We start from the raw sequence: 21,786 nt of genomic DNA on the forward strand, positions 1-21,786 counted from the left end.
GCCGATACCATTACAATCAAATAATTGTCATGGATACATCTGCATATGGCTCAACCCCGTTACAAGGCGCTGGTCGATGCGCTCGCCGCGGATATCCGCGCGGGACGTCTACAGGCAGGCACGCGGCTGCCGACGCATCGTCAGCTTGCATCGAGGCACGGGCTCGCGCTCGTTACGGCAACGCGCGTCTACGCCGAACTCGCGGCGATGGGGCTTGTAAGCGGAGAAACAGGGCGCGGCACGTTCGTGCGCGAGATTTCGCTGCCGTCGCGGCAGGGCATCGACCAGTTTGCGCTTGCGGCGGGTATGGTCGACCTGAACTTCAACTATCCGGCGCTGCCAGGCCAGACTGAACTGTTGCGCAGCGCGTTGCGTCAGCTTGCTGCATCCGGTGATCTGGAAAGCCTGTTGCGCTATCAGCCGCACGGCGGGCGGCAGCATGAACGCGCGGCCGTGGCGCGGCATCTGGCGTCGCGCGGAGTCGAAGTCGGCTGGGAGCAGGTGTCGCTCGTGAACGGCGCGCAGTTCGGGCTGGCGGCGACTGTAATGGCGTTGCTGCAACCGGGCGATGTAGTCGCCGTCGACACGTTGACGTATCCGGGTTTCAAGGTGCTGGCCGAAGCGTGTCGTCTGGAACTGGCGCCGATTCCTGCGGCAGGACAAGGGTTCGATCTCGACGCGCTCGAGCACTTGTGCAAGACACGCCGCGTGCGTGTCGTCTACGTGATGCCGACGCTGCACAATCCGCTTGGCTGGGTGACGAGCGCGCGCTGGCGCAAGCAACTCGTATCGATAGCGCGGCGTCATGGGTTATTGATTATCGAAGACGCCGCCTACGCGTTTCTCGCCGACAAACCGCCCGCACCGCTCTTTGCGCTTGCGCCCGAGACGACCGTGTACGTGTCGGGCTTTTCGAAGAACATCGCTACGGGGTTGCGCGTGGGCTATGTGGTCGCGTCTGCTGAATCGATGAAGGCGATAGAACGGATCATCCGCGCGACAACCTGGAATACGCCCGGCGTGATGACGGCGATTGCGTGCGCGTGGCTCGAGGACGGCACCGTCAAGCGGCTCGAAGCAGAGAAGCGTCGCGACGCGAAGATCCGGCAATCGATGGCCGCCGACATTCTCAAAGGGCTCGATTGCATTCGTCACCCTTCGTCGTATTTTGTGTGGCTGCCGTTTCCGGAAGAAGTGCGCGCCGATCGGGTTGCAGCGGCGCTGATGCGCGAGCAGATTTCTGTATCGACGGCCGAACCTTATGCGACTTCGCAGCATGTGCCGCACGCGGTGCGGCTTGCATTGGGTTCCGTCGAACTCGATGTGCTGCGTGAATCGCTGGAAAAGGTCAGACAGGTGATAGGCAACTACGCGTATTGAAGCAGTTGAAGCGTTACACGTCGCTCAGACTCTGCGCGATCGTGTCGCAGAACCACTGCTGCGCGGCTGAATCTTCCGCATGCGGATACCAGTACAGATTCACCTCGAACGGCGGTATCTCCAGCGGCAGCGGCAACACGCGCATTCTGCCGTCGCTCGCAAATGACGACGCGATGCGCGTCGGCAGCGTCAGCACGAGATCGCTCGACGCGATCACCGCGACGAGACTCGTGAAATGCGGCACGCGCAGCGAAATCTTGCGGGTCAGTCCCATGCTTGCCGTGACATCTTCGACAAGATGATGACCCGTGAACGGCGCGACCACGACGTGATTGGCCGACACATAATCCGCGAGCGTCATCGTGTCGCGGATTGAAGGATGCGACGCGCTGAGCAGACACGAATAACTCTCGGTGAACAGCGCCTTCTTGCGCACCTGCCCGCCGACGAATTGCAGATTGCCCACCACTGCATCCACGCTGCCCGTTTGCAGCCATTCCGTGATCCGCTCGCTATCGATCTGCACGATCTCCAGTTCCACCGAAGGCGCGATGGCCTGAAGTTCGCGCACCAGAAACGGCAGGAAATGCAGTTCACCGAGATCGGAAAGCGCGAGCCGGAAGCAGCGGTTCGAATCGGTTGGATCGAACTGCCGGGTCGCCGATATCGCCGTTTCGATGCTGTCTAGCGCGCTCTTGAATGCGTTGAACAGTTGTGTCGCGTTGAAAGTCGGCACCATGCCGTCGCGCGTGCGCGTGAAGAGCGGATCTTGCAGCAGGTCGCGCAGACGATTCAGCGAATAGCTGACGGACGGCTGCGTGATGCTCAGCCGGCGCGCTGCGGCGCTGACGCTCCGGGTCTCGTAGATCGCGACGAAGGTGCGGATCAGGTTGAGGTCTGTGGTCACGTCGGCGAGAGGAATATAGACACGTTCTATTATAAGAACAAAAAAACGATGATTGGATTTATCGGGTGTCGCTGCCTAGCATGAACCTGTTGATCAGGAAGACCGCTATGAAAACAGTCCACCAGGCATGCTATGAAATCCTTCGCGAGCAAGGATTGACGACGTTCTTTGGAAATCCCGGCTCGAACGAGCTGCCGTTTCTGCAGGACTTTCCCACCGATTTCCGCTACATCCTCGGGCTGCACGAGGGCGCCGTGGTCGGCATGGCCGATGGCTACGCGCAAGCGACCGGGCAGCCCGCGCTCGTCAATCTGCACTCCGCCGCGGGGACGGGCAACGCGATGGGCGCGCTCGCCAACGCGTGGAATTCGCACACGCCGCTCGTCGTGACTGCGGGCCAGCAGGTGCGTGCGATGGTCGGCGTCGAAGCGCTGCTCGCCAATGTAGATGCGCCGAATCTGCCGCGTCCGCTCGTCAAATGGAGCTGCGAGCCTGCCTGTGCGCAGGAAGTACCGCTCGCGCTGAGCCGCGCGATTCATACGGCGGCTACGCCTGCCAAGGGTCCGGTTTATCTGTCCGTGCCGTATGACGACTGGAAGCAGGAAGCGGCGCCGGGCGTCGAGCATCTCGCGGGGCGGCGTGTCGAACTCGCGGGCGTGCCGTCGGACGAGACGCTCGCGCGGCTCGCTAGCACGCTGGAGCAGGCGAGGAACCCGGTGCTGGTCGTCGGGCCGGACGTCGATGCTGCGGCCGCGAACGGCTTCGCTGTGACACTGGCCGAAAAACTGTCGATGCCCGTCTGGATGGCGCCTTCCGCCCCGCGCTGTTCGTTCCCGACTACGCACGCGTGCTTCCGAGGCTTGCTGCCGGCCGGTATCGCGAGCATCAGCCGGTTGCTGGAAGGGCACGACGTCGTGCTGGTCGTCGGCGCGCCGGTGTTCCGCTATCACCAGTACGAGCCGGGCGAGTACCTGCCGAAAGGCACGCGCCTGATCGCGATCACCTGCGACATCAACGAAGCGACGCGCGCGCCGATGGGCGACGCGATCATCGCCGATATCGCGCCTACGTTGCGTGCGCTGGCTGGACGAGTCACGCAGAGCACGCGGCCGATGCCTGCTGCGATGCGTCGTCCGGAGCCAGCCGAGGAGCAGGCGGGCCCGCTCGCGCCGGAACGCGTATTCGACATACTCGACGACATGGCGCCGCGCGATGCAATCTACGTGAACGAATCGACGTCCACGACGAACACGTTGTGGCAGCGCCTTCGCGTGACGGAGCAGGGCAGCTACTACTTCGCCGCAGCGGGCGGGCTCGGCTTTGCATTGCCTGCAGCAGTCGGCATTCAGCTTGCGAAGCCGGAGCGCCGCGTAATCGGCGTGATCGGTGACGGCTCAGCGAATTACGGCATTCAGGCGCTGTGGACCGCCGCGCAATACAACATTCCAGCGATCTTCATCATCATGAAGAACGGCACGTATGGCGCGCTGCGCTGGTTCGCGGGCGTGTTGCACGCTGAAAACGTGCCGGGGCTCGATGTGCCGGGTCTCGACTTTTGCGCACTGGCGCGCGGCTATGGCGTGGAGGCGTTGCATGCGGACTCTGGCGAAACGCTCACGCGCGCATTGCGACAGGCACTCGCGAGCAACAAGCCGATGCTCATCGAGGTCGAGACGCGCGCCTGAGAATGCAAAGGACCGAGCTATGAGCAAGCCAGTCAACGTCGCGGACTTTCGTGCACTCGCGAAGAAGCGGCTTCCCAAGATCGTTTTCGATTATCTGGAAGGCGGCGCGGAAGACGAAACGGGATTGCAACACAATCGCGACGTCTATCAAGCGACGAAGTTTCAGCCGAAGCGTCTCGTCGATGTGAGCAGGCGTGATGTGCAGACGTCGCTGTTCGGCAAGCCGCTGACTGCACCGCTTGTAATCGCGCCGACGGGACTGAACGGCATCTTCTGGCCCGACGGCGATATCGCGCTCGCGCGCGCGGCGGGCAAGTTTGGCATTCCGTTCGCGCTGTCGACGGCATCGACGGCTTCGATCGAGCAGGTCGCGAAGGCGGCGACGGGCGAATTGTGGTTCCAGCTTTACGTCGTGCATCGCAAGCTGGCGGAACTGCTGGTCAAGCGTGCATTGGCCGCGGGCTACACGACGCTGATCCTGACCACGGATGTCGGCGTCAACGGCAAGCGCGAGCGCGACATGCGCAACGGCTTCGGCATGCCGATGCACTACAGCCTGCGCACGATCGCAGATGGCGCGCTGCATCCGCGCTGGTCGCTGGATTTGCTGCGGCACGGCATGCCGCAACTGGCGAACTTTGCCAGCGCCGATGTCAAGGACACGGAATTGCAGGCCGCATTGATGAGCCGTCAGATGGACGCGAGTTTCGCGTGGGACGACCTGAAGTGGTTGCGCGATCGGTGGCCGCACACGCTGCTGATCAAAGGCATCAGCCGTGCCGACGATGCACAGCGCTGCATTGCGCTCGGCGCAGACGGCGTGATCCTGTCGAATCACGGCGGCCGTCAACTGGACAGCGCGATTGCGCCGTTCGAAGCGTTGCGCGAAACGGTATCGCGGGTCGATGCGCCTGTGTTGATCGATAGCGGTATCCGTCGCGGATCGGATGTCGTCAAAGCGGTTGCGATGGGCGCGAAGGCAGTGCTGCTCGGCAGGGCGACGCTGTACGGTCTCGCGGCGCGCGGCGAGCCAGGCGTCGAATCCGTGCTGTCGATCATGAAGAGCGAGATCGATACGACGCTCGCGCAGATTGGCTGCGCTGACATCAACCGGCTTTCGCGCGATTATCTCTGGACACACGAGCCGCGCGACTCCCGCGTCGCGGCCATTCAGGATTATCTCGAATCATGAACGATATTCAGATCACCGACCTGCGCGCACGGGCTGTCAACGTGCCGCTGCAATATCCGATCAGAACAGCAGTCGGCACGGTCGATACCGCGCCGCTGGTACTGATCGACCTGATGACGGACGCGAATGTAACCGGTAGCGCGTATCTGTTCACGTATACGCCGCTGGCATTGAAACCTGTGCAGCGCATGGTCGAAGAGCTGGCAGTGCTCGTAAAGGGCATGCTTGTCGCGCCGTACGAAATCGACAGGCTGATGCAATCGAAGTTCAGGCTCATCGGGCATACGGGCATTCTGCGGATGGCGACGGCGGGCATCGATATGGCCGTGTGGGACGCAAAGGCGAAGCTGCACGGCGTGCCGCTCGTGACGCTGCTCGGTGGCGTGCCGCGCCCGATTGCCGCCTACGACAGCCACGGCATGGACGACGTCGATCTCGCGCAAAGGCGCGCACACGATGCCGCCAATGCAGGCTTCAAGGCGATCAAGACGAAGATCGGTTATCCGACGCTCGCGCATGACGTGAAGGTGGTGCGCGCGATTCGTGAAGTCGTCGGCGACGCCGTGCAGATCATGGTCGATTACAACCAGGGGCTAAGCGTGCCGGAAGCGATGCGCCGTGGCCGGGTGATCGAACAGGAAGGCGTGGCGTGGATAGAGGAACCGACCGTACAGCACGACTACGTCGGTCACGCATTGATACGCGAGGCACTGCACGCGCCCGTACAAATGGGCGAGAACTGGTTCGGCCCTGAAGAAATGACGAAGGCGATCGCAGCAGGCGCATGCGATCTGTGCATGCCGGACGTCATGAAGATCGGCGGCGTGACGGGGTGGCTGCGAGCCAGCGCGCTTGCAGAGCAGCATGGCCTGCCGATGTCGAGCCACATCTTTCAGGAGTTCAGCGCGCATCTGCTGGCCGTCAGTCCAAGATGCCACTGGCTAGAATGCATGGACGTGGCGGCGCCCGTTATCGAACCTGTTCTGCAGTTCAAGGACGGCATGGCGCATATCGACGATATGCCAGGCGCGGGAATTATCTGGAATGAAGAGGCAGTGAAACGCTTTCTCGTTTGAGTGACACGCTTTCGCATCGAATGGTGCGAATGACAATTATGTAATTCGGTATCCGAATCAATGCGCCATCAAGAGCGCCATTTCAATCATCAAAAACTTGGAGACAAAACATGAGCCGGAACATCTTCGACGATGCGCTGGGGGATCTACGCGTGAACAGGTTTCATCTGATGATCCTGTTCTGGTGTTCGATGCTGATGCTGTTCGACGGCTATGATCTCGTGATCTACGGTTCGGTGCTGTCCCAGTTGATGAGCGAATGGCATCTTTCGCCCGTCACGGCGGGGATCATCGGCAGCAGCGCGTTGTTCGGCATGATGATCGGCGCATTGACGCTCGGCAGTTCGTCCGACCGCTTCGGACGACGGCGCGTCATTCTCACCTGTCTGATCGTGTTCGGTATTGCTGCGCTCGGCAACGGCTTCTGCGACAACGCAAGCCAGTTCACGGTCTGCCGCTTCCTGACGGGTGTCGGACTGGGCGGCATGGTGCCGAACATCGTTGCGTTGATGACGGAGATGTCGCCGCGCAGCAAGCGCAACATCATGGTCACGTTGATGCTGAGTTTCTTTTCGGTGGGTGGTGTGATCGCGGCGCTGACTGGCATGGTCGTGACGCCGTCGTTCGGGTGGCGGGCAAACTTTCTGATTGCAGGCCTGCCGTTGCTTACTTTTCCTTTGCTTTACCGCTGGTTGCCCGAGTCGATCAGCTATCTTCTGGCTAACGGACGCTATGCGCAGGCCGAGCCGATCCTGAAACGCTATGCACCGGAATATCGCGGCACGGCAGCAGCGCTCGCCGCGTTTGCGGACGAACACGGCCATCGGTCTGGCCGCTCTCGTACAGTCGAACTGTTCACGAACGGCCGGGCCGTCGACACCTTGCTGCTATGGCTCGCATTTGGCATGTGCATGCTGATGGTCTATGGCCTCAATACCTGGCTGCCCAAGCTGATGTCCGCGAACGGCTATTCGATCGGTTCGAGTCTGACGTTCCTGATCACGCTCAACGTTGGCGCGATGCTCGGCGGTTTGTTCAGCGGCTGGCTCGCGGATCGCTATGGCGGCAAGCCGACGCTGTTTCTGTTTTTCGTGGTCGCTGCGTTGTCGATCGATCTGCTCGGATACCGGCAAAGCCCGCTGGTGCTCAACGTGCTGCTGATGTGCGCAGGCGCGACGACAATTGGCACGCTCGCCATCGTGCACGCGTTCGCCGCGCAGCACTATCCTGCATCGATTCGATCGACAGGCGTCGGCTGGGCCGCTGCGGCCGGGCGCCTGGGCGCGGTTGCCGGGCCGGCGATGGGCGGCTATCTTCTGAACCAGCGTTATCCGATCAGTTTCAATTTCATGGTTTTCGCAATCCCTGGCGTGGTGGCGGCCATTGCGGTGCTGCTTATCTCACGGCGCGGCAAGGCGCTTGCAAGCGATGCGCAAACCCTGGCCGCACGCGCTGAATAACGCGATTCAACTGTCTTTGGAGACGATATATGACCAACGTCAATCAGACGCGCAAGTGGGAAGGGCGCATTTTTTCTAACGGATGGACGAACAGCGCGGGTGGCGCGGCCGATGTGATCGAACCGTCGACGGGCGAAACACTCGCGCGCATCGGCATGGGGCTTCCCGAGGATATCGACCGCGCGGCGAATGCGGCCCATGTGGCGCAGCACGCGTGGGCATCGACACCATTCGACCAGCGCGCCGCAATTCTGCGCGAAGCCGCGCGTCTGCTGAAAGAGCGCGCGCCGCAGATCAACGACTGGAACGTGCGCGAGTGCGGCTCCACGCGCGCCAAAGCAGAGTGGGAATTGCACGCGACCTGCGAACAACTGCTGATGGCCGCCGCGATGACGATGCAGCCCGACGGCGAGCTTTATCCGTCTTCGATGCCCGGCCGTTTGAACTTCTGCCGGCACGTGCCGATTGGCGTCGTCGGCGTGATCGCGCCATGGAATTTCCCGATTCTTCTCGCGATGCGCTCGGTCGCGCCCGCGCTCGCTGTCGGCAACGCCGTCATTCTGAAGCCCGATCCGCAAAGCGCGGTGGCAGGCGGTCTGCTGCTCGCGGAAGTATTCGAGGATGCCGGCCTGCCCGCTGGCGTGTTCCATGTGATTCCAGGCGGACCGGCAACCGGCGATGCGCTGGTGCGTCATCAGAAAGTCGGGATGATTTCGTTCACGGGATCGACGGCCGTGGGGCGGTCGATCGGCGCGGTATGCGGTCAGATGCTGAAAAAGGTCGCGCTGGAACTGGGCGGCAACAATGCGATCGTCGTGCTCGACGATGCCGATGTCGATGCGGCTGCATCGAATGGCGCGTGGGGTTCGTTCCTTCATCAAGGCCAGATCTGCATGCAGACGGGGCGGCATCTCGTGCATCGTTCGATTGCAGAGGAATACGCGACGAAGCTGGCCGCCCGCGCGAAGAATCTGCACGTCGGCAATCCGTACCGCGAGCAGGTGCATCTCGGACCGCTGATCAATCAGAAGCAGCGGGATCGTATCGACGGGATCGTGAAGCAGAGCATCGCGTTGGGCGCGACGCTGCTGGCGGGCGGGCAATATGAGCGCCTGTTTTACCAGCCGACCGTGCTGGCTGGCGTCACACCCGCCATGCCCGCGTTCACCGAAGAGATCTTCGGACCCGTCGCGCCCATCACCGTCTTCGATATCGACGATGAAGCCGTCGCGCTCGTCAATGCATCGGAATATGGACTCGCGGCGGCCGTGCACACGCGGTCGCTGTCGCGCGGTCTAGCGATGTCGTCGCGGGTTCGCGCGGGCATGGTGCATATCAACGATCAGACCGTGAACAACGAGTTCCAGGTGCCGTTCGGCGGCATGGGCGCGTCGGGCAATGGCGGAAGGTTTGGCGGACCGGCGAATCTCCACGAGTTCACGCAGACGCAGTGGGTCAGCGCGGTGGACAAGCCGATCGTCTATCCGTTCTAGTTACGTGCGTTCATCATCGCGATCGGGCCGGGACGCTTTCGCTGCCGTGTAGCGTCCCGGCGTGGTACCCGTCGCGCGCCTGAACATGTCGATGAAGGCGCTCACGTTGTCGTAGCCGAGTTCGAGCGCGATCGTCGTCACGCTGACGCCTTCCGCGACCAGTTCCAGCGCGCGCAACAGCCGCGCCTGCGCACGCCATTGCGCGAAGCTCATCCCCGTTTCAGCGACGAAGCGCCGGCTCAGCGTGCGCGGCGAAAGCCCGGCCCATTCCGCCCATTCTTCGAGACGCCGGGAGTCGGAGAGATCGCGGGCCAGCGCATCCGTGATGCGGGCCAACCGCGCATCCTCGGGCGCGGGCAGACCGAGCGATTCGGCTTTCGACGCCGCCAGTTCATCGAGTATCACGTCGGCGATGCGTGTCTGCTGCGCATCCAGTTGCGTGCCATCCCAGCTTGCTGCGCGGCTGACGGCGGCGCGCAGCAGCGGCGTCGTGCGGATCGCGCGGGGCTCGGACGGCAGCGCCGCGCAACGCGGCTCCGCGATAAACACGCTCCACCCGGCGAACGGACCGTGCGAGCGCACAGAATGCTCGCAATGCGGGGGAATCCAGATCGCATGAATCGCGGGCACGACCCACTGCTGCCGGTTCACGCCAACAGACACAAGCCCGCTCAGCGCGCCCATTAGTTGCCCGCGCGCGTGGCTGTGCGAGGACGTCGCGCGGGACTCGCGCTGCGTGAGTTCGGCGGCAGCCAGAAAAGGCCCATCGGACGACAGGACGAGATCGGGGCGGATCAGCGGAGTGAGCGGAATCGTCATGGCCGGAAAACCGTATCGAATGGCTTTTATACCTGAGTCGCGCCGATCCTGCACACATAGACTGGCTTCATCACCACTTCGAGGAGTTCAGTCGATGCGAGCCGAACAGTTTCTTCCCGACCACGTCGATCAGGTCGACATACAGGGCACGACGGTCCGTAAAGGCACCGTTGCGGCGTTTCTTGCCAACGCGCTGACATGGAGCGATGCGCAAGCGAGCGAGACAGCCCGCGCGCAGGCCGCCGCGGATATCGTCGATGCGTTGCCCGCGCTGCGCGCGACCGGCTTGTTCGACGTGCTGGAAATTCGCAATCGCGAATTGCGTGTGTGGATCGAGGAGCAGTCATGAAAGCGGCCGTTGTTACGCAAGCGGGCCAGGTGCCTGTGTATGCCGAGTTCGACGCGCCCGTGGCTGAAGCGGGCCATGTACTCATCGACGTCGAAGCTTCCGCATTGAGCCACGTCACACGTGCGAAGGCGTCGGGCTCGCATTATTCATCGACGGGACGGTTTCCGTTTGTCGCGGGCGTCGATGGCGTGGGACGCCGCGAAGACGGCACGCGCGTGTACTTTTTCGGGCCTAAGGAGCCGTCGGGCGGTCTCGCGCAGCGAGCGCTCGTGCCGCAGGCGCGATGCCTCGCCATTCCCGAAACGCTCGATCCTGTCAAGGCTGCAGCGATGGCGATTCCGGGCATGTCGTCATGGGCCGCGCTCACCGAGCGCGCGAAGTTCGTCTCGGGCGAAACGGTTTTGATCAACGGCGCGACGGGCGCATCAGGGCGGCTCGCGGTGCAGATCGCGAAGCATCTCGGCGCGGCGTGCGTGATCGCGACGGGGCGTCATCAACAGACGCTCGACGCGTTGAAGGTGCTTGGCGCCGATCATGTCGTTTCGCTCGCTCAGGACGAAGCGGCGCTGCAGCGCGCGTTCGAGCCGTATTTCCGCGCAGGCGTCGATGTCGTGCTCGACTATCTGTGGGGACCGGGCGCGCAAACATTGCTGACGTGTGCAGCGCGCTCACTGCCTGATGGATACCCGATGCGCTTCGTGCAGATCGGCTCGATTGGCGGCGCGACGCTTGAACTGCCTGGCGCGGTGCTGCGTGCATCGGCGATCAGCTTGATGGGTAGTGGGATCGGCAGTGTGCCGTTAGAGCGGCTGATGCATGCGGTCAGCGAGGTGCTGCACGCGGCTGTGCCCGCAGGCCTCGAGATCGCGACGCTCGCGGTGCCTTTGGAAGAACTGGCCTTGCATTGGCTGAACGATGCGGGACGCGCGCGGACGGTGTTCACGATGCAGTCTTGACAGCGTGACATCTCGCGGCGGTGTTCGATCGATGCCGGTTATGATGAACGCCGGACTTTCAAACAACTATTGACGGGATGGAGCATGGTTCGTCAGGCGGAAGCTCCGGCGCACAGCCGTGATCGACACCACGGCGGGCGTGCTTCTGGTTGGGCTCGGCGGTCGGATGCTTGCGGGGCGCTGACCGCGCTGCCGTCAGACGCTACACGCGTTCCCGAACGATCGCCATGTGTTGCTTCTCGCGGCGTCCCCGCTGCGTTGCGCGAATCAGGCTCATCGCTTCCGCATGCGTCGCCACGCACGGACCCGAGCCGGGCAGCGGCTTGCATGATGTCTCGCGCAGTGCGAGCACCGACACGATGCCGATGATCGATGCACCCATCAGGTAATACGCGGGCATCATCGCGTCGCCGGTGGTTTCTACCAGCCATGCGGCAACGAGCGGCGTCGTCCCACCAAACAGCGATACCGACACATTGAAGCCAATCGCCAGCGCGCCATAACGGATCTTCGTCGGGAAGAGAGCAGGCAGCGACGAGGGCATCACACCCGTGAACGTCGACAGCAGCGCACCGAGAATCAGCAGCCCACCGAATACGGGCAGCACGGCGCCCGTACGGATCAGCAGCAGCGCAGGAATCGACAGCACGAACAGACCCACGCAGCCCAACAGCATCACAGGCTTGCGGCCGATCTTGTCCGACAGGTGACCCGCATAGATCGTCATCGGCATCATCAGCACCATCACGGCCAGCACGAGGAACAGACCGTGCGATTCGTTGAAGTGCAGCGTCGCCGACAGATAGCTCGGCAGATACGACAGCGCCATATAGTCGGTCACGTTGAAGATCAGCACGAGGCCGACACACTGCAGCAGCGGTTTCCACTGCTGCGCGAGCAGTTCCATGAAGCTCTGCTTCGGACGCGACTTCTCGTCGGCTTCACGTGCTTCCGCTTCCTTCTTGAACGCGGGCGTTTCTTCGAGCTTCATCCGGATGTAAAGACCCACCAGACCCAACGGACCCGCGATGAAGAACGGCACGCGCCAGCCCCACGACAGCAGCGCTTCCTGCGACAGCGATGCCGTCAGCACCGCCACCGTTCCGGCACCGAGGATATAACCCACCAGCGTGCCGAATTCGAGGAAACTGCCCGCGAAACCGCGTCGACGGTCGGTGGCAAACTCGGCGATGAAAGTCGCTGCGCCACCGTATTCGCCACCCGTCGAGAAACCTTGCACCAGACGCGCAACCAGCAGCAACGCCGGAGCGAGAATGCCGATCGAGCCATAGCTCGGAATCAGGCCGATAGCGAACGTGCCGATGGCCATCATGATCATCGTCATGGCGAGTACGCGTTGTCGGCCGATGCGGTCGCCGAGCGGGCCGAACACCATGCCGCCGATCGGGCGCACGAGGAAGGCTGCTGCGAACGTGCCGAACGTCGCGATCAGCTGCGCGGACGGGCTGCTCGACGGGAAGAAGACTTTGCCGAGCGTCACAGCGATATAGCTGTACACGCCGAAGTCGAACCATTCCATTGCGTTGCCGAGCGCCATGGCGCCGACCGCACGTTTGAGAAGGCTTTGATCGACGATCGTGATGTCATCGAGCGTGAGTGTCGGGCTCGAAGAACGGCGGCGTGCAATGCGCGCTTGCGAATGGCTCAATTGACTCACTCCTGATTGCATGGCCAACCCGTCAGATGCAGCGTCCGATCAAAGCAATGCCGATCGCGTAATGGGCGCCAGAGGACTGTGGAATGCCTTCGCGTCGAACACGCGAAGCAAAATCGATCAGGTAGAGTGTGCTGACATGCACCCGGATGGGCCGTCGCTCATGCGTCCAGAAACCGGTGGAAAACGACAGACGCAGCGTGCGTCGCGCTTCCTGGCGACGATTCGAGGTTGAACATTTCAACCAGGAATGAACTTCAGGAATATAAGTTCTGGATCGTCCGCGTCAAGATTATCGATCCATCCGCTGGGTTTGTAGCCTGCGCGCGCCAGAAGAGCGCGCATCGGTGCGTTCGACGCGTTGGTAGATGTAAAGAGCTTGCTTCCGCGACATTGAGTTTCAAGCGCGAGAAGAATAGTCGTTGCAATGCCAAGTCGTCGCTGATTTTCGTGGACAATAAGTAACTGAACAAAGTGCTGATGAAAGAACGAGCGGTTTAGTATCCCAAAGCCAAGCACGGTCATTGGGTCGTCGGCACGTGTGGCCACCCAGCACTGTCCGTCCGCGATCGATTGTTCGATTAACTCTTTTCTCCGCGGCTCGCACGCCGCAAGTTGATCCACAGCAGCCAACTGTCCAGCGTCGGAGTCGACAGCGAGTCTTATGTTCAGGTGGCGGTTCATCATGTGGGAACGTCTGGATCGGGTTCGTAGCGTAGCATTGAACCGGGCATCTCTCTTGCTCCCCATTCGCTTCTAGCGATTCACCACCGAGTCGCATCGCCTTTCCTGAAAGTACTTCTCTCAATCGGCATCTCCGTTGTGCGCCTTTTAGTCGTGTAAAGGAGGGAACGGTGAACGGTCGTTTCGACAAAAGAGCGCTTGCGGGCTGCATTGTCATGGTCGGGCTGGCGCTTGCGGCCGTCGTGCTGCACATCGAGTCGATCGACATCTGGCCGTTCCATCACGACGACATGTCGATGACGGACTACACGCAAAATGCGCCACCCGCTAGCGATGTGCCGCCAGTTGCAGCGCTCGACGATACCTCCGATGCGGATATCGCCTACGTCCTGCAGGCAATCAGCGACAACTTGCAACGCAACGATCTGACCGCCGCGAAAGTGCTGCTCGACGAAGTACTCGCCGTGCATAAAGATCTGCCGCAGGCATTGGCGCTGCAGCAGGAACTACGCGCACGCGAACTGAAAGCAGACCGAGCAGACCGCGCGATGGCAACGGCAACCGTCGAGACGACCGGCAGCGCAAGAATTTCCAATGCAAGCGGATCGCACAACCACGAACGAACGGTCGCACACAGGCCACTCACATCGACAGGAAGGCATCACGTCGACTCGCGTGAGCCTGGAAACATCGCACAGCGTAACCACCCGGTCACTGTTTCGAACGGACGTCCGAAGACGCGTGCTGAAGTTGTTGCTGAACTCAAGCGTGCACGCGCGAATGGAACGATGCCGAACTTCGGTGGCCGCCATCCTTAAGCATCTTGTCGGCCGCGCCCTTCCAGAATCACCTTGAGCCGAGTGAGACCAGCGAGGTACAGACTCCTGTAGTTCGCGACAAGCGATTCCGCTTCGTGCGGATCGTTCGGCTCGAACCGGCTCGCCCACGTCACCGTCGTGCTGCGCGCGTCGATGCCGCGCACCGACATCGATGCGGTGTAGTCCGTCACCGCGTCCGGTCCTTCGATGATCGTATAAAGGTACTGCAGGTTGCTATCGCTATGATCGAGCAGCCTTTCGACGATGATCGAGCCGTTGGCCGCCGCCAGATGGCGAACCCGGCCGTCGTCCGACAGCCGCGACGAGCGGATGAGTTCGAGCCACACCGGCAACCCGTCGAAGTCGCCGACCAGCGACCACACTTCTTCCGCAGATGCTGCAATGTCGATGGATACGCTAACGCTCGCCATGTCCTTTCCCTTAAGCATTAAACGCGCGGCGTCCGCGCGTGCTCGTTGTCGATTCGCACGACGGTTTCCCGTCAGCCGTTCGTGCCTGTGAGGGCCGGGTAATCGGTCAGCCCTTGAGCACCGCCGCCAAATAGCGTCTCGCGATGATGCGTCGCGAGTTCAACATTGGAGCGCAGGCGTTGCGGAAGGTCGGGGTTCGCCACGAATGGTCGGCCGAACGCGACGAGATCGGCCCAGCCTGCCGCGATTGCCTCGCGCGCGCGCTCCGCCGTGTATTTGCCCGCGTAAATCAGCACGCCCGGAAACGCTTGCCGGATGCGTTGCTTGAATTCGACGGGCATATGCGGCGCGTCGTCCCAATCGGCTTCCGCGATATGGATGTACGCGACGCCGATCTCGCCTAGCATCGTCGCGGCGCCGATATAGGTCGTTTCGGGGTCGGCATCGACGCAGCCGTTCAGCGTCGTCAGCGGCGCGAGCCGGATACCGACGCGTTGCGCGTCGCCCGTGCCTTCGATCAGCGCATGCGTGACCTCGTTCAGAAAGCGCAGACGATTTTCCAGCGAGCCGCCGTATTCGTCGGTGCGGTTGTTCGCTCCGGAGTCGATGAACTGATTGACGAGATAACCATTGGCCGCGTGCAGTTCGACACCATCGAAGCCCGCGAGCATCGCATTGCGTGCCGCATCGCGATACTGTGCAACGACCTCGGCGATCTCCGCCTTGCTCAGCGCGCGGGGCGCCGAGGCCTCCACGAAACCCGGCACATTGCTGCCGTCAGCACCGGCGATAAACACATTGACGCCTTGCGCCTGAATCGCCGATGACGACACCGGCTGTTCGCCGCCAAGCAGGCTCGTGTGACTCAATCTGCCGACATGCCAGAGCTGCGCGAAGATGCGGCCGCCTGCCTGGTGGACAGCCGTCGTGACCTTGCGCCAGCCGTCGATCTGCGCCTGCGTGTGAATGCCAGGCGTCCATGCGTAGCCCTTCGCGAGGGGCGAAATATACGTGCCTTCGCTGACGATCAGACCGGCACTCGCGCGCTGCGCGTAATAGGCGGCCATCAGATCGTTGGCTTCATCGCCGGGCTGGCTCGCGCGCGAGCGCGTCATCGGCGGCATCACGATGCGGTTGGGCAGCGTGAGCGAGCCAAGCGTGAGTGATTCGAAAAGCGGGTCGTTCTTCATGATGCGATTCCTTGCGATTCCTTGCGATGTGCGCGGCAATCAGGCCGCGCGCATCAAGCGTAAGAGCGTGGTGTGTGCTTAGTCCCAGACGGGTGCAAGGCCTTCGGGACTGACTTCGCGGCCGTTGCGTTCGAGCGTGGCGATCTGCGCCATGTCGTCGGCGGTCAGCTTGAGCTGTTGCGCGAGCAGGTTGCTCGCGAGGTTTTCGCGTTTCGTCGACGACGGAATCACCGAATAACCGAGTTGCAGTGCCCATGCGAGCGCGACTTGCGCCGGCGTCGCGTCGTGGCGTCTGGCGATCTCGCCGATAACGGGATCGTTCAACACCTTGCCGTAAGCGAGCGTCATGTACGACGTGACATGAATGCCTTGTTCTGCGAGGAACTCGACCAGCTTGCGGTTCTGCAGATACGGGCTCAGTTCGATCTGATTGGTCGCGATGTTGTCCTTGCCGACCGCAGCAATCGCCTGCTTCGTCAGTTCGATGTTGAAGTTCGAAACGCCGATCTGGCGCGTGAGGCCTTGCGCTTTTGCATCGGCAAGCGCGCTCATGAATTCTTCGAGCGGCACGCCATTGTTGGGTGCGGGCCAGTGGATCAGCGTCAGGTCGACGCGGTCGGTGCGCAGCTTCGTCAGGCTGTCTTTCAGGCTCGCAACGAGCTTGCTGCGCGAATAGTTGTCGACCCAGATTTTTGTCGTCAGGAACAGCTCGTCGCGCGCGACGCCCGATGCGGCGATCGCTGCGCCGACTTCGGCTTCATTGCCGTAAATCTGCGCGGTGTCGATGGTGCGATAACCAAGTTCGAGACCATTACGTACCGAATCGATTACGACCTGACCTTGCAGGCGAAACGTGCCAAGACCGAATGCTGGAATGTGACTCATGATGATGCTCCCCAGAATGGATGAATTCGTATAGCGATGAACAAGGCTTATTCTGCTCCGCCCGATTCGATCGAAAAACCGTTAGAAACAGGAAAGAATCTTGATTTTTAATCAAATATTGCTTACCGCTTCCAAAGCGAATGAAGACGGCACGTTCTGTTCGGCTGCATGGAAACGCGGCAGCACGTCTTGCGCAATCTCATGCAACGTTTCGTCGAGCGGCCGACGGTTGCGCCTGAAATGCAGCGCGATGTGATGCACGCCCGCTGCGTGCATCGCGGCAAGTTCGTCGATCAGTGCGAGACGTCCCGTACGCACGCCAAAGCGATGGCGCGTGAGCGGCTCGTGAGGATCGTCGGCGAGATCGAGATGGATAAAGCTGATGTACGGCTTGTTGCCCGCCACCGCGCGCCAGGCGGCGGAGCGGCGCAGATGGTCACCGGGCGTGCCGGGATAGGCGAGACAGCCGTCCATCTGCGCGCCAAGCCATTCGGGCTGCTGCTGCGCGAGACCCGCTACCAGCAGCGGCAAGCGGCGTTGCATATGCGGCAGCACTTCGATGCCGGGCGGCAAGTGCTCGCGTGCGCCCGTGCGCAGCATCGCGATCTGCTCGCGGAACTGCGCGCCGCGCGTTGCGAAGTCGCGGCCAAAGAGCGGATATTCAACCGGGCGGTCACCGCTTGCGACACCTAGCAGCAGACGATCGCCGCTCAACTGCTGGATCGTTGCCGCCGATTTCAACGTGAGCAGCGGCTCGCGCAACGGCAACACGACGGCTGCGGTGCCGAGCAATACGTCGCGCGTGATGCCCGCGAGATAGCCAAGGTACGAGAACGCTTCGAAGACCTGCGCGGCATCGCCGAATGCGGGATCGTAGAGCGGCACGTCGCGTACCCATAGCGCACGGAAACCCAGTGTGTCGACGAGCCGCGCAAGTTCTGCGTGACGGCTCATGTCGGGGACGCCGGGACGACGCGGCGCGTGTCCGTGGTCACGTTGCGCAGCGGGCGACCAGTCGTTGTCGAGCGGCAGTTCGACGCCGATGCTGAAGCCGCCTTGCGTGAGTTTGTCGAGTGAGTCGGTCATGAGTGGTTCCGTTCAGGTTCGATGCGCACTTCAATGGGTCACGGCAACGGCTTCCGCCGGGCGCTCGGGCAGTCCCGCGCGGCGGTCGAGGCGGCCGCTCAATGCCGTCAGCGCGAAGGCGAGCAGGGTCACGGCAGCCGCGATCCAGGGCGTGTGGCCCAGCCCCAGATGCGCGACGATCACGCCGCCCAGCGACGAACCGCCCGCCACGCCGAGATTGAATGCGGCGATGTTGAAACCCGATGCGACATCCGTGGCTTGCGGCGCGAACTGCTGCGCCTGCTTGACGACGTAGACCTGCAACCCCGGCACGTTGCCGAACGCGACGGCGCCCCACGCGAGCATCGTCAGAACGGCGAGCCACGCGTTGTGCGACGTGAACGTGAACACCAGCAGCACGGCGGCGAGCAGCAGGAAAATGCGCTTCAATGCCTTGACGGGGCCTTGCGCATCGGCGAGCTTGCCGCCCCAGACGTTGCCGAATGCGACCGACACGCCATACGCGACGAGCACCATGCTGACCTGCGACGGCGTGAATCCGCTGATCTGTTCGAGAATCGGCGCCATGAACGTGAAGGCGATCAGCGAGCCGCCATAACCGACAGCCGTCATTGCGTACACCAGCAACAGGCGCGGATGCGCGATCACGCGAGCCTGTTCGAGCAGCGCGGCAGGGCGTTTATGCGGCAGATTGTTCGGCATGAAGAACAGCGCGCCGAGCATCGCGATGAGACCGAACAGCGCGACCACGAGGAACGTCGCGCGCCAGCCGAAATGCTGGCCGATGAACGTGCCGAGCGGAATGCCCGCGACGAACGCCACGGTCATGCCGCTGAACATCGTCGCGATGGCGCTCGCGGATTTCTCTTTCGGCACCAGCGTCGTCGCGATGATCGAACCGACGGAGAAGAACACGCCATGCGCAAGGCCGGTCAGAATCCGCGCGATGACGAGCGACTCATACGAAGGCGCGCGCCACGCGACCAGATTGCCGATCGTAAAGAGCGCCATCAGCGCGACCAGCAAGGTCTTGCGCGGCACGCGTCCCGTCAGCGCAGTCAGCAGCGGTGCGCCGATCGCGACGCTCAGCGCATACAGGCTGACGAGCAGGCCCGCTGAAGGAAGATTGACGCCGAGGTCGGCGGCGATGGTGGGAATGAGTCCGACGATAACGAACTCGGTCGTCCCGATCGCAAAAGCGCTGAGTGTCAGCGCAAAAAGAGCAAGTGGCATGGTCGTCTACCGGAGAGCTTCAAAAGGATGGACGCAGTGTGCCGTCTTTACTTTTGCAGAAAAACTGGTCTATAAAGGAAACACTTTTGATTTCAGATCAAGTATGAAAGTCACACTCGATGAACTGCAGACCTTCGCAACCGTCGTCGATACGGGTTCGATCACGGCCGCCGCCGAGCAACTGGAGCAAACGGTTTCCGGTGCGAGCCGCACGCTGGGACGGCTCGAAGAAAAGCTGCAAACCACGCTGCTGCGCCGGACCACGCGGCGGCTCGAACTGACGGAAGAAGGCAAGGCCTTCCTGCAGAACGCGCGCGAAATCATCGGTGCCGTGGAGAATGCAGAAGAACAGCTTGCCGCGCGGCGCGAGAGGCCATCGGGACGCTTGCGCATCGATGCGGCTACGCCGTTCATGCTGCATGTGATCGTGCCGCTCGTTGCGGGTTATCGCGAGCGCTATCCGCAAGTCGAACTGGAACTGAACAGCAACGAAGGCATCATCGATCTGCTGGAGCGACGCACCGACGTTGCGATCCGCATCGGCAGGCTGAAGGACTCGACGCTGCACAGTCGTCCCGTTGGCAGCAGCCGCATTCGCGTGCTCGCGACGCCGGAGTATCTGAAGGCACACGGTCATCCGAAACGCGTCGATGAACTTTCGAAACATTCGCTGCTCGGCTTCACGCAACCCGAATCGCTGAATGTGTGGCCACTCGTCGGACCTGACAACGAGCCGTACCGGATCGAACCCAGCATTGCGTCGTCGAGCGGCGAGACGCTGCGCCAACTGGCGCTGGAAAGCGCGGGCATTGTCTGCCTGTCCGACTTCATGACAGGCCGCGACCGTCGCGAAGGCCGTCTGATTCAGCTCTTTGCGCGACAGACACAGGACGTGCGTCAGCCGATCAATGCCGTCTACTATCGCAACACGGCGATATCGGCGCGCATCGCTTCTTTCGTCGATTATCTGGCTGAAGCAGTGAAGACGACGGAGTTCGCGCGCTAGTCTTCGCGGCGTCGTTTTACCCGCTACATCCCGCTCAAATCCTTCTGCGTCTCACCGTGATTGTTGTCGTGCAGGCAACACGGTGAACTCGCGCGCGGTGCTTCTGGCACTGGATATCCCTACCTACAATCGGTTTCGACGATGGTCGCACAGGCCATGTTTCCAACGTCGGGCTGGCGCAGTCGCGCACGCTTTCGCCCGACGTCCCCGCGCCTGTCGTCGACTTCGCAACTCTCTAACGGAAGGCAACATCATGTCGCAGAAGATACTGATCGTAGGTGCCGGTTTTGCCGGTGTGTGGGGCGCGTTAGGCGCAGCGCGTGTGCTCGACCGCGCAGGTGTCAGAAGCAGCGATGTTGAGATCACGCTGATTTCGCCGAAGCCTGAACTGCAGATTCGTCCGCGCATGTACGAAGCCGAACCGCAGCAGATGGCCGCGCCGCTGCTGCCTTTGCTTGACGCAATCGACGTGAAGTACGTCGAAGGCAGCGTCGATGGTATTTCCGTTCAGAACAAGACGGTGAGCGTCGTGTCGGCCAATGGAGCAAAGCGCTCGCTCGCGTATGACCGCCTGTTGCTGACGAGCGGCAGCAAGCTCAGCAGGCCGCCCGTTCCGGGTCTGGAGCATGCGTTGTCGGTGGACTGTATCGAAGACGCGGTGGAACTCGACAAGCACCTCGCCAGGCTCGCGACGCTGCCCGCAACACCTGCGCGCAATACCGTCGCTATCGTCGGCTGCGGCTTCACGGGTATCGAAGTCGCAACGGAACTGCCGAAGCGGCTGCGCGAGAAGTTTGGCGCGGACGCGCAGATGCGCGTTGTCGTGATCGGCTCGAAGGCTGAGATTGGACCCGACCTCGGAGCGAACCCGCGTCCGTATATCGCCGATGCGTTCAAATCGCTAGGCGTTGAGGCTGTGCTCGGATCGGGCGTGGTGTCCGTGGGCCCGGATGGCGTACGCACGGCGTCGGGGCAGCATATTGAGGCGAGCACGGTGATCTGGGCCGGCGGCATGCGCGCGAGCCCGCTGGCGGCGCAGGTGTCGTCGAATCTCGACCCGCTCGGGCGCGTCGCAGTGGCGCCCGATCTGCGCGTGCCAGAGGCGCCGCATGTATTCGTGGCGGGCGACGTCGCACGCGCACTCACAGACGACGACGGCCGCTACGCGTTGATGTCGTGCCAGCACGCAATCGTAATGGGCCAATTCGGCGGTCATAACGTGGCGGCGGATCTGATCGGCGTGCCGACGCTCAAGTACCGTCAGCCGTTCTACGCGACGTGCGTCGATCTGGGCGAGTGGGGTGCGATCTACTCGGAAGGCTGGGACCGGCAGATCAAGCTCACGCACGCCGAAGGCAAAGCGCGCAAGCAGATGATCAACACAAAGTGGATCTATCCGCCGGCGCCGAATCGCGCTGAAGCACTGGCAGCGGGTAATCCTGAAGCCAGCTTCGGCTAAGC

The 21,786-nt window shown here is 62.1% G+C and carries 20 protein-coding genes; 11 read left to right on the forward strand and 9 right to left on the reverse strand.

Translation table 11 applies throughout. The features are described 5' to 3' along the window. Positions 1-45 precede the first annotated feature (45 nt). Positions 46-1,380: a PLP-dependent aminotransferase family protein gene (locus tag G3O01_RS23215; RefSeq protein WP_205808039.1), complete on the forward strand. Its 1,335-nt coding sequence runs from the start codon at positions 46-48 to the stop codon at positions 1,378-1,380. 13 nt (positions 1,381-1,393) lie between these two features. On the opposite strand, the gene G3O01_RS23220 is transcribed toward G3O01_RS23215, so the two are convergent. Then, the gene (locus G3O01_RS23220) at positions 1,394-2,287 is read right to left on the reverse strand and encodes a LysR family transcriptional regulator (RefSeq protein ID WP_205808042.1); all 894 of its coding nucleotides are present in this window, start codon (positions 2,285-2,287) and stop codon (positions 1,394-1,396) included. Between the two features lie 107 nt (positions 2,288-2,394). Between G3O01_RS23220 and mdlC the strand changes: the two genes are divergently transcribed. The 5 genes from mdlC (at position 2,395) to G3O01_RS23245 (ending at position 9,193) form a co-directional block, all read left to right on the forward strand. Continuing rightward, positions 2,395-3,972: a benzoylformate decarboxylase gene (gene mdlC, locus G3O01_RS23225; protein ID WP_205808044.1), complete on the forward strand. Its 1,578-nt coding sequence runs from the start codon at positions 2,395-2,397 to the stop codon at positions 3,970-3,972. A 19-nt stretch (positions 3,973-3,991) separates the two neighbouring features. Beyond that, a complete protein-coding gene (locus G3O01_RS23230; protein ID WP_205808052.1) occupies positions 3,992-5,164 on the forward strand; it encodes an alpha-hydroxy-acid oxidizing protein in 1,173 nt (390 codons plus the stop codon). Then, positions 5,161-6,240 carry an enolase C-terminal domain-like protein gene (locus G3O01_RS23235; protein WP_205808054.1) on the forward strand — a complete coding sequence of 360 codons (1,080 nt, stop codon included), beginning with the start codon at positions 5,161-5,163 and terminating at the stop codon, positions 6,238-6,240. The genes G3O01_RS23230 and G3O01_RS23235 overlap by 4 nt, the downstream gene beginning before the upstream one ends. 110 nt (positions 6,241-6,350) lie before the next feature. Beyond that, the gene (locus G3O01_RS23240) at positions 6,351-7,700 is read left to right on the forward strand and encodes an aromatic acid/H+ symport family MFS transporter (RefSeq protein ID WP_205808057.1); all 1,350 of its coding nucleotides are present in this window, start codon (positions 6,351-6,353) and stop codon (positions 7,698-7,700) included. 29 nt (positions 7,701-7,729) lie between these two features. Then, a complete protein-coding gene (locus G3O01_RS23245; RefSeq protein ID WP_205808059.1) occupies positions 7,730-9,193 on the forward strand; it encodes a benzaldehyde dehydrogenase in 1,464 nt (487 codons plus the stop codon). Here G3O01_RS23245 and G3O01_RS23250 read toward each other — a convergent pair whose 3' ends face one another. After that, complete coding sequence (locus G3O01_RS23250) at positions 9,194-10,012, reverse strand: helix-turn-helix transcriptional regulator (RefSeq protein WP_205808067.1); 819 nt, start codon at positions 10,010-10,012, stop codon at positions 9,194-9,196. Positions 10,013-10,106: 94 nt separating this feature from the next. Here G3O01_RS23250 and G3O01_RS23255 point away from each other — a divergent pair, with 94 nt between their 5' ends. Continuing rightward, the gene (locus tag G3O01_RS23255; protein ID WP_205808070.1) at positions 10,107-10,361 is read left to right on the forward strand and encodes a hypothetical protein; all 255 of its coding nucleotides are present in this window, start codon (positions 10,107-10,109) and stop codon (positions 10,359-10,361) included. Further along, positions 10,358-11,317, forward strand: a complete 960-nt coding sequence (locus G3O01_RS23260) for a zinc-binding alcohol dehydrogenase family protein (RefSeq protein ID WP_205808072.1) — start codon at positions 10,358-10,360, stop codon at positions 11,315-11,317. Before G3O01_RS23255 ends, G3O01_RS23260 begins: the two co-directional genes overlap by 4 nt. 202 nt (positions 11,318-11,519) lie before the next feature. Here G3O01_RS23260 and proP read toward each other — a convergent pair whose 3' ends face one another. Together proP and G3O01_RS23270 are read right to left on the reverse strand one after the other, a co-directional pair. Further along, the gene (gene proP / locus G3O01_RS23265) at positions 11,520-12,986 is read right to left on the reverse strand and encodes a glycine betaine/L-proline transporter ProP (protein ID WP_205808074.1); all 1,467 of its coding nucleotides are present in this window, start codon (positions 12,984-12,986) and stop codon (positions 11,520-11,522) included. Positions 12,987-13,232: 246 nt separating this feature from the next. Then, positions 13,233-13,679, reverse strand: coding sequence for a GNAT family N-acetyltransferase (locus G3O01_RS23270; protein ID WP_205808076.1), 447 nt, complete (start codon positions 13,677-13,679; stop codon positions 13,233-13,235). Between the two features lie 167 nt (positions 13,680-13,846). Here G3O01_RS23270 and G3O01_RS23275 point away from each other — a divergent pair, with 167 nt between their 5' ends. Beyond that, entirely contained in the window at positions 13,847-14,494 is a 648-nt protein-coding gene (locus G3O01_RS23275) for a DUF4148 domain-containing protein (RefSeq protein WP_205808078.1), read from the forward strand. On the opposite strand, the gene G3O01_RS23280 is transcribed toward G3O01_RS23275, so the two are convergent. The 5 genes from G3O01_RS23280 to G3O01_RS23300 all read right to left on the reverse strand — a co-directional run bounded on the left by G3O01_RS23280 (position 14,491) and on the right by G3O01_RS23300 (position 19,319). Next, entirely contained in the window at positions 14,491-14,925 is a 435-nt protein-coding gene (locus G3O01_RS23280) for an SRPBCC family protein (protein WP_205808080.1), read from the reverse strand. The two genes, G3O01_RS23275 and G3O01_RS23280, sit on opposite strands and share 4 nt — an antisense overlap. A 71-nt stretch (positions 14,926-14,996) precedes the next feature. Next, on the reverse strand, positions 14,997-16,115 hold the full coding sequence (locus tag G3O01_RS23285) for an alkene reductase (protein WP_205808082.1): 1,119 nt from the start codon (positions 16,113-16,115) through the stop codon (positions 14,997-14,999). Between the two features lie 78 nt (positions 16,116-16,193). Continuing rightward, positions 16,194-17,000: a 2,5-didehydrogluconate reductase DkgB gene (gene dkgB / locus G3O01_RS23290; protein ID WP_205808085.1), complete on the reverse strand. Its 807-nt coding sequence runs from the start codon at positions 16,998-17,000 to the stop codon at positions 16,194-16,196. 111 nt (positions 17,001-17,111) lie between these two features. Further along, complete coding sequence (locus G3O01_RS23295) at positions 17,112-18,086, reverse strand: TIGR03571 family LLM class oxidoreductase (RefSeq protein WP_205808088.1); 975 nt, start codon at positions 18,084-18,086, stop codon at positions 17,112-17,114. A 30-nt stretch (positions 18,087-18,116) separates the two neighbouring features. Beyond that, positions 18,117-19,319 carry an MFS transporter gene (locus G3O01_RS23300; protein ID WP_205808090.1) on the reverse strand — a complete coding sequence of 401 codons (1,203 nt, stop codon included), beginning with the start codon at positions 19,317-19,319 and terminating at the stop codon, positions 18,117-18,119. Between the two features lie 103 nt (positions 19,320-19,422). On the opposite strand from G3O01_RS23300, the gene G3O01_RS23305 reads away from it, so the two are divergent. Together G3O01_RS23305 and G3O01_RS23310 are read left to right on the forward strand one after the other, a co-directional pair. Next, positions 19,423-20,325 (forward strand): LysR substrate-binding domain-containing protein, encoded by a 903-nt coding sequence (locus tag G3O01_RS23305; RefSeq protein WP_205808092.1) that lies wholly within the window; start codon positions 19,423-19,425, stop codon positions 20,323-20,325. Between the two features lie 253 nt (positions 20,326-20,578). Continuing rightward, positions 20,579-21,784 (forward strand): FAD-dependent oxidoreductase, encoded by a 1,206-nt coding sequence (locus G3O01_RS23310; RefSeq protein WP_205808094.1) that lies wholly within the window; start codon positions 20,579-20,581, stop codon positions 21,782-21,784. The last annotated feature ends 2 nt before the right edge of the window (positions 21,785-21,786 follow it).

Source organism: Burkholderia sp. Ac-20365, assembly GCF_017104715.1.
Classification (GTDB): Bacteria; Pseudomonadota; Gammaproteobacteria; order Burkholderiales; family Burkholderiaceae; genus Paraburkholderia.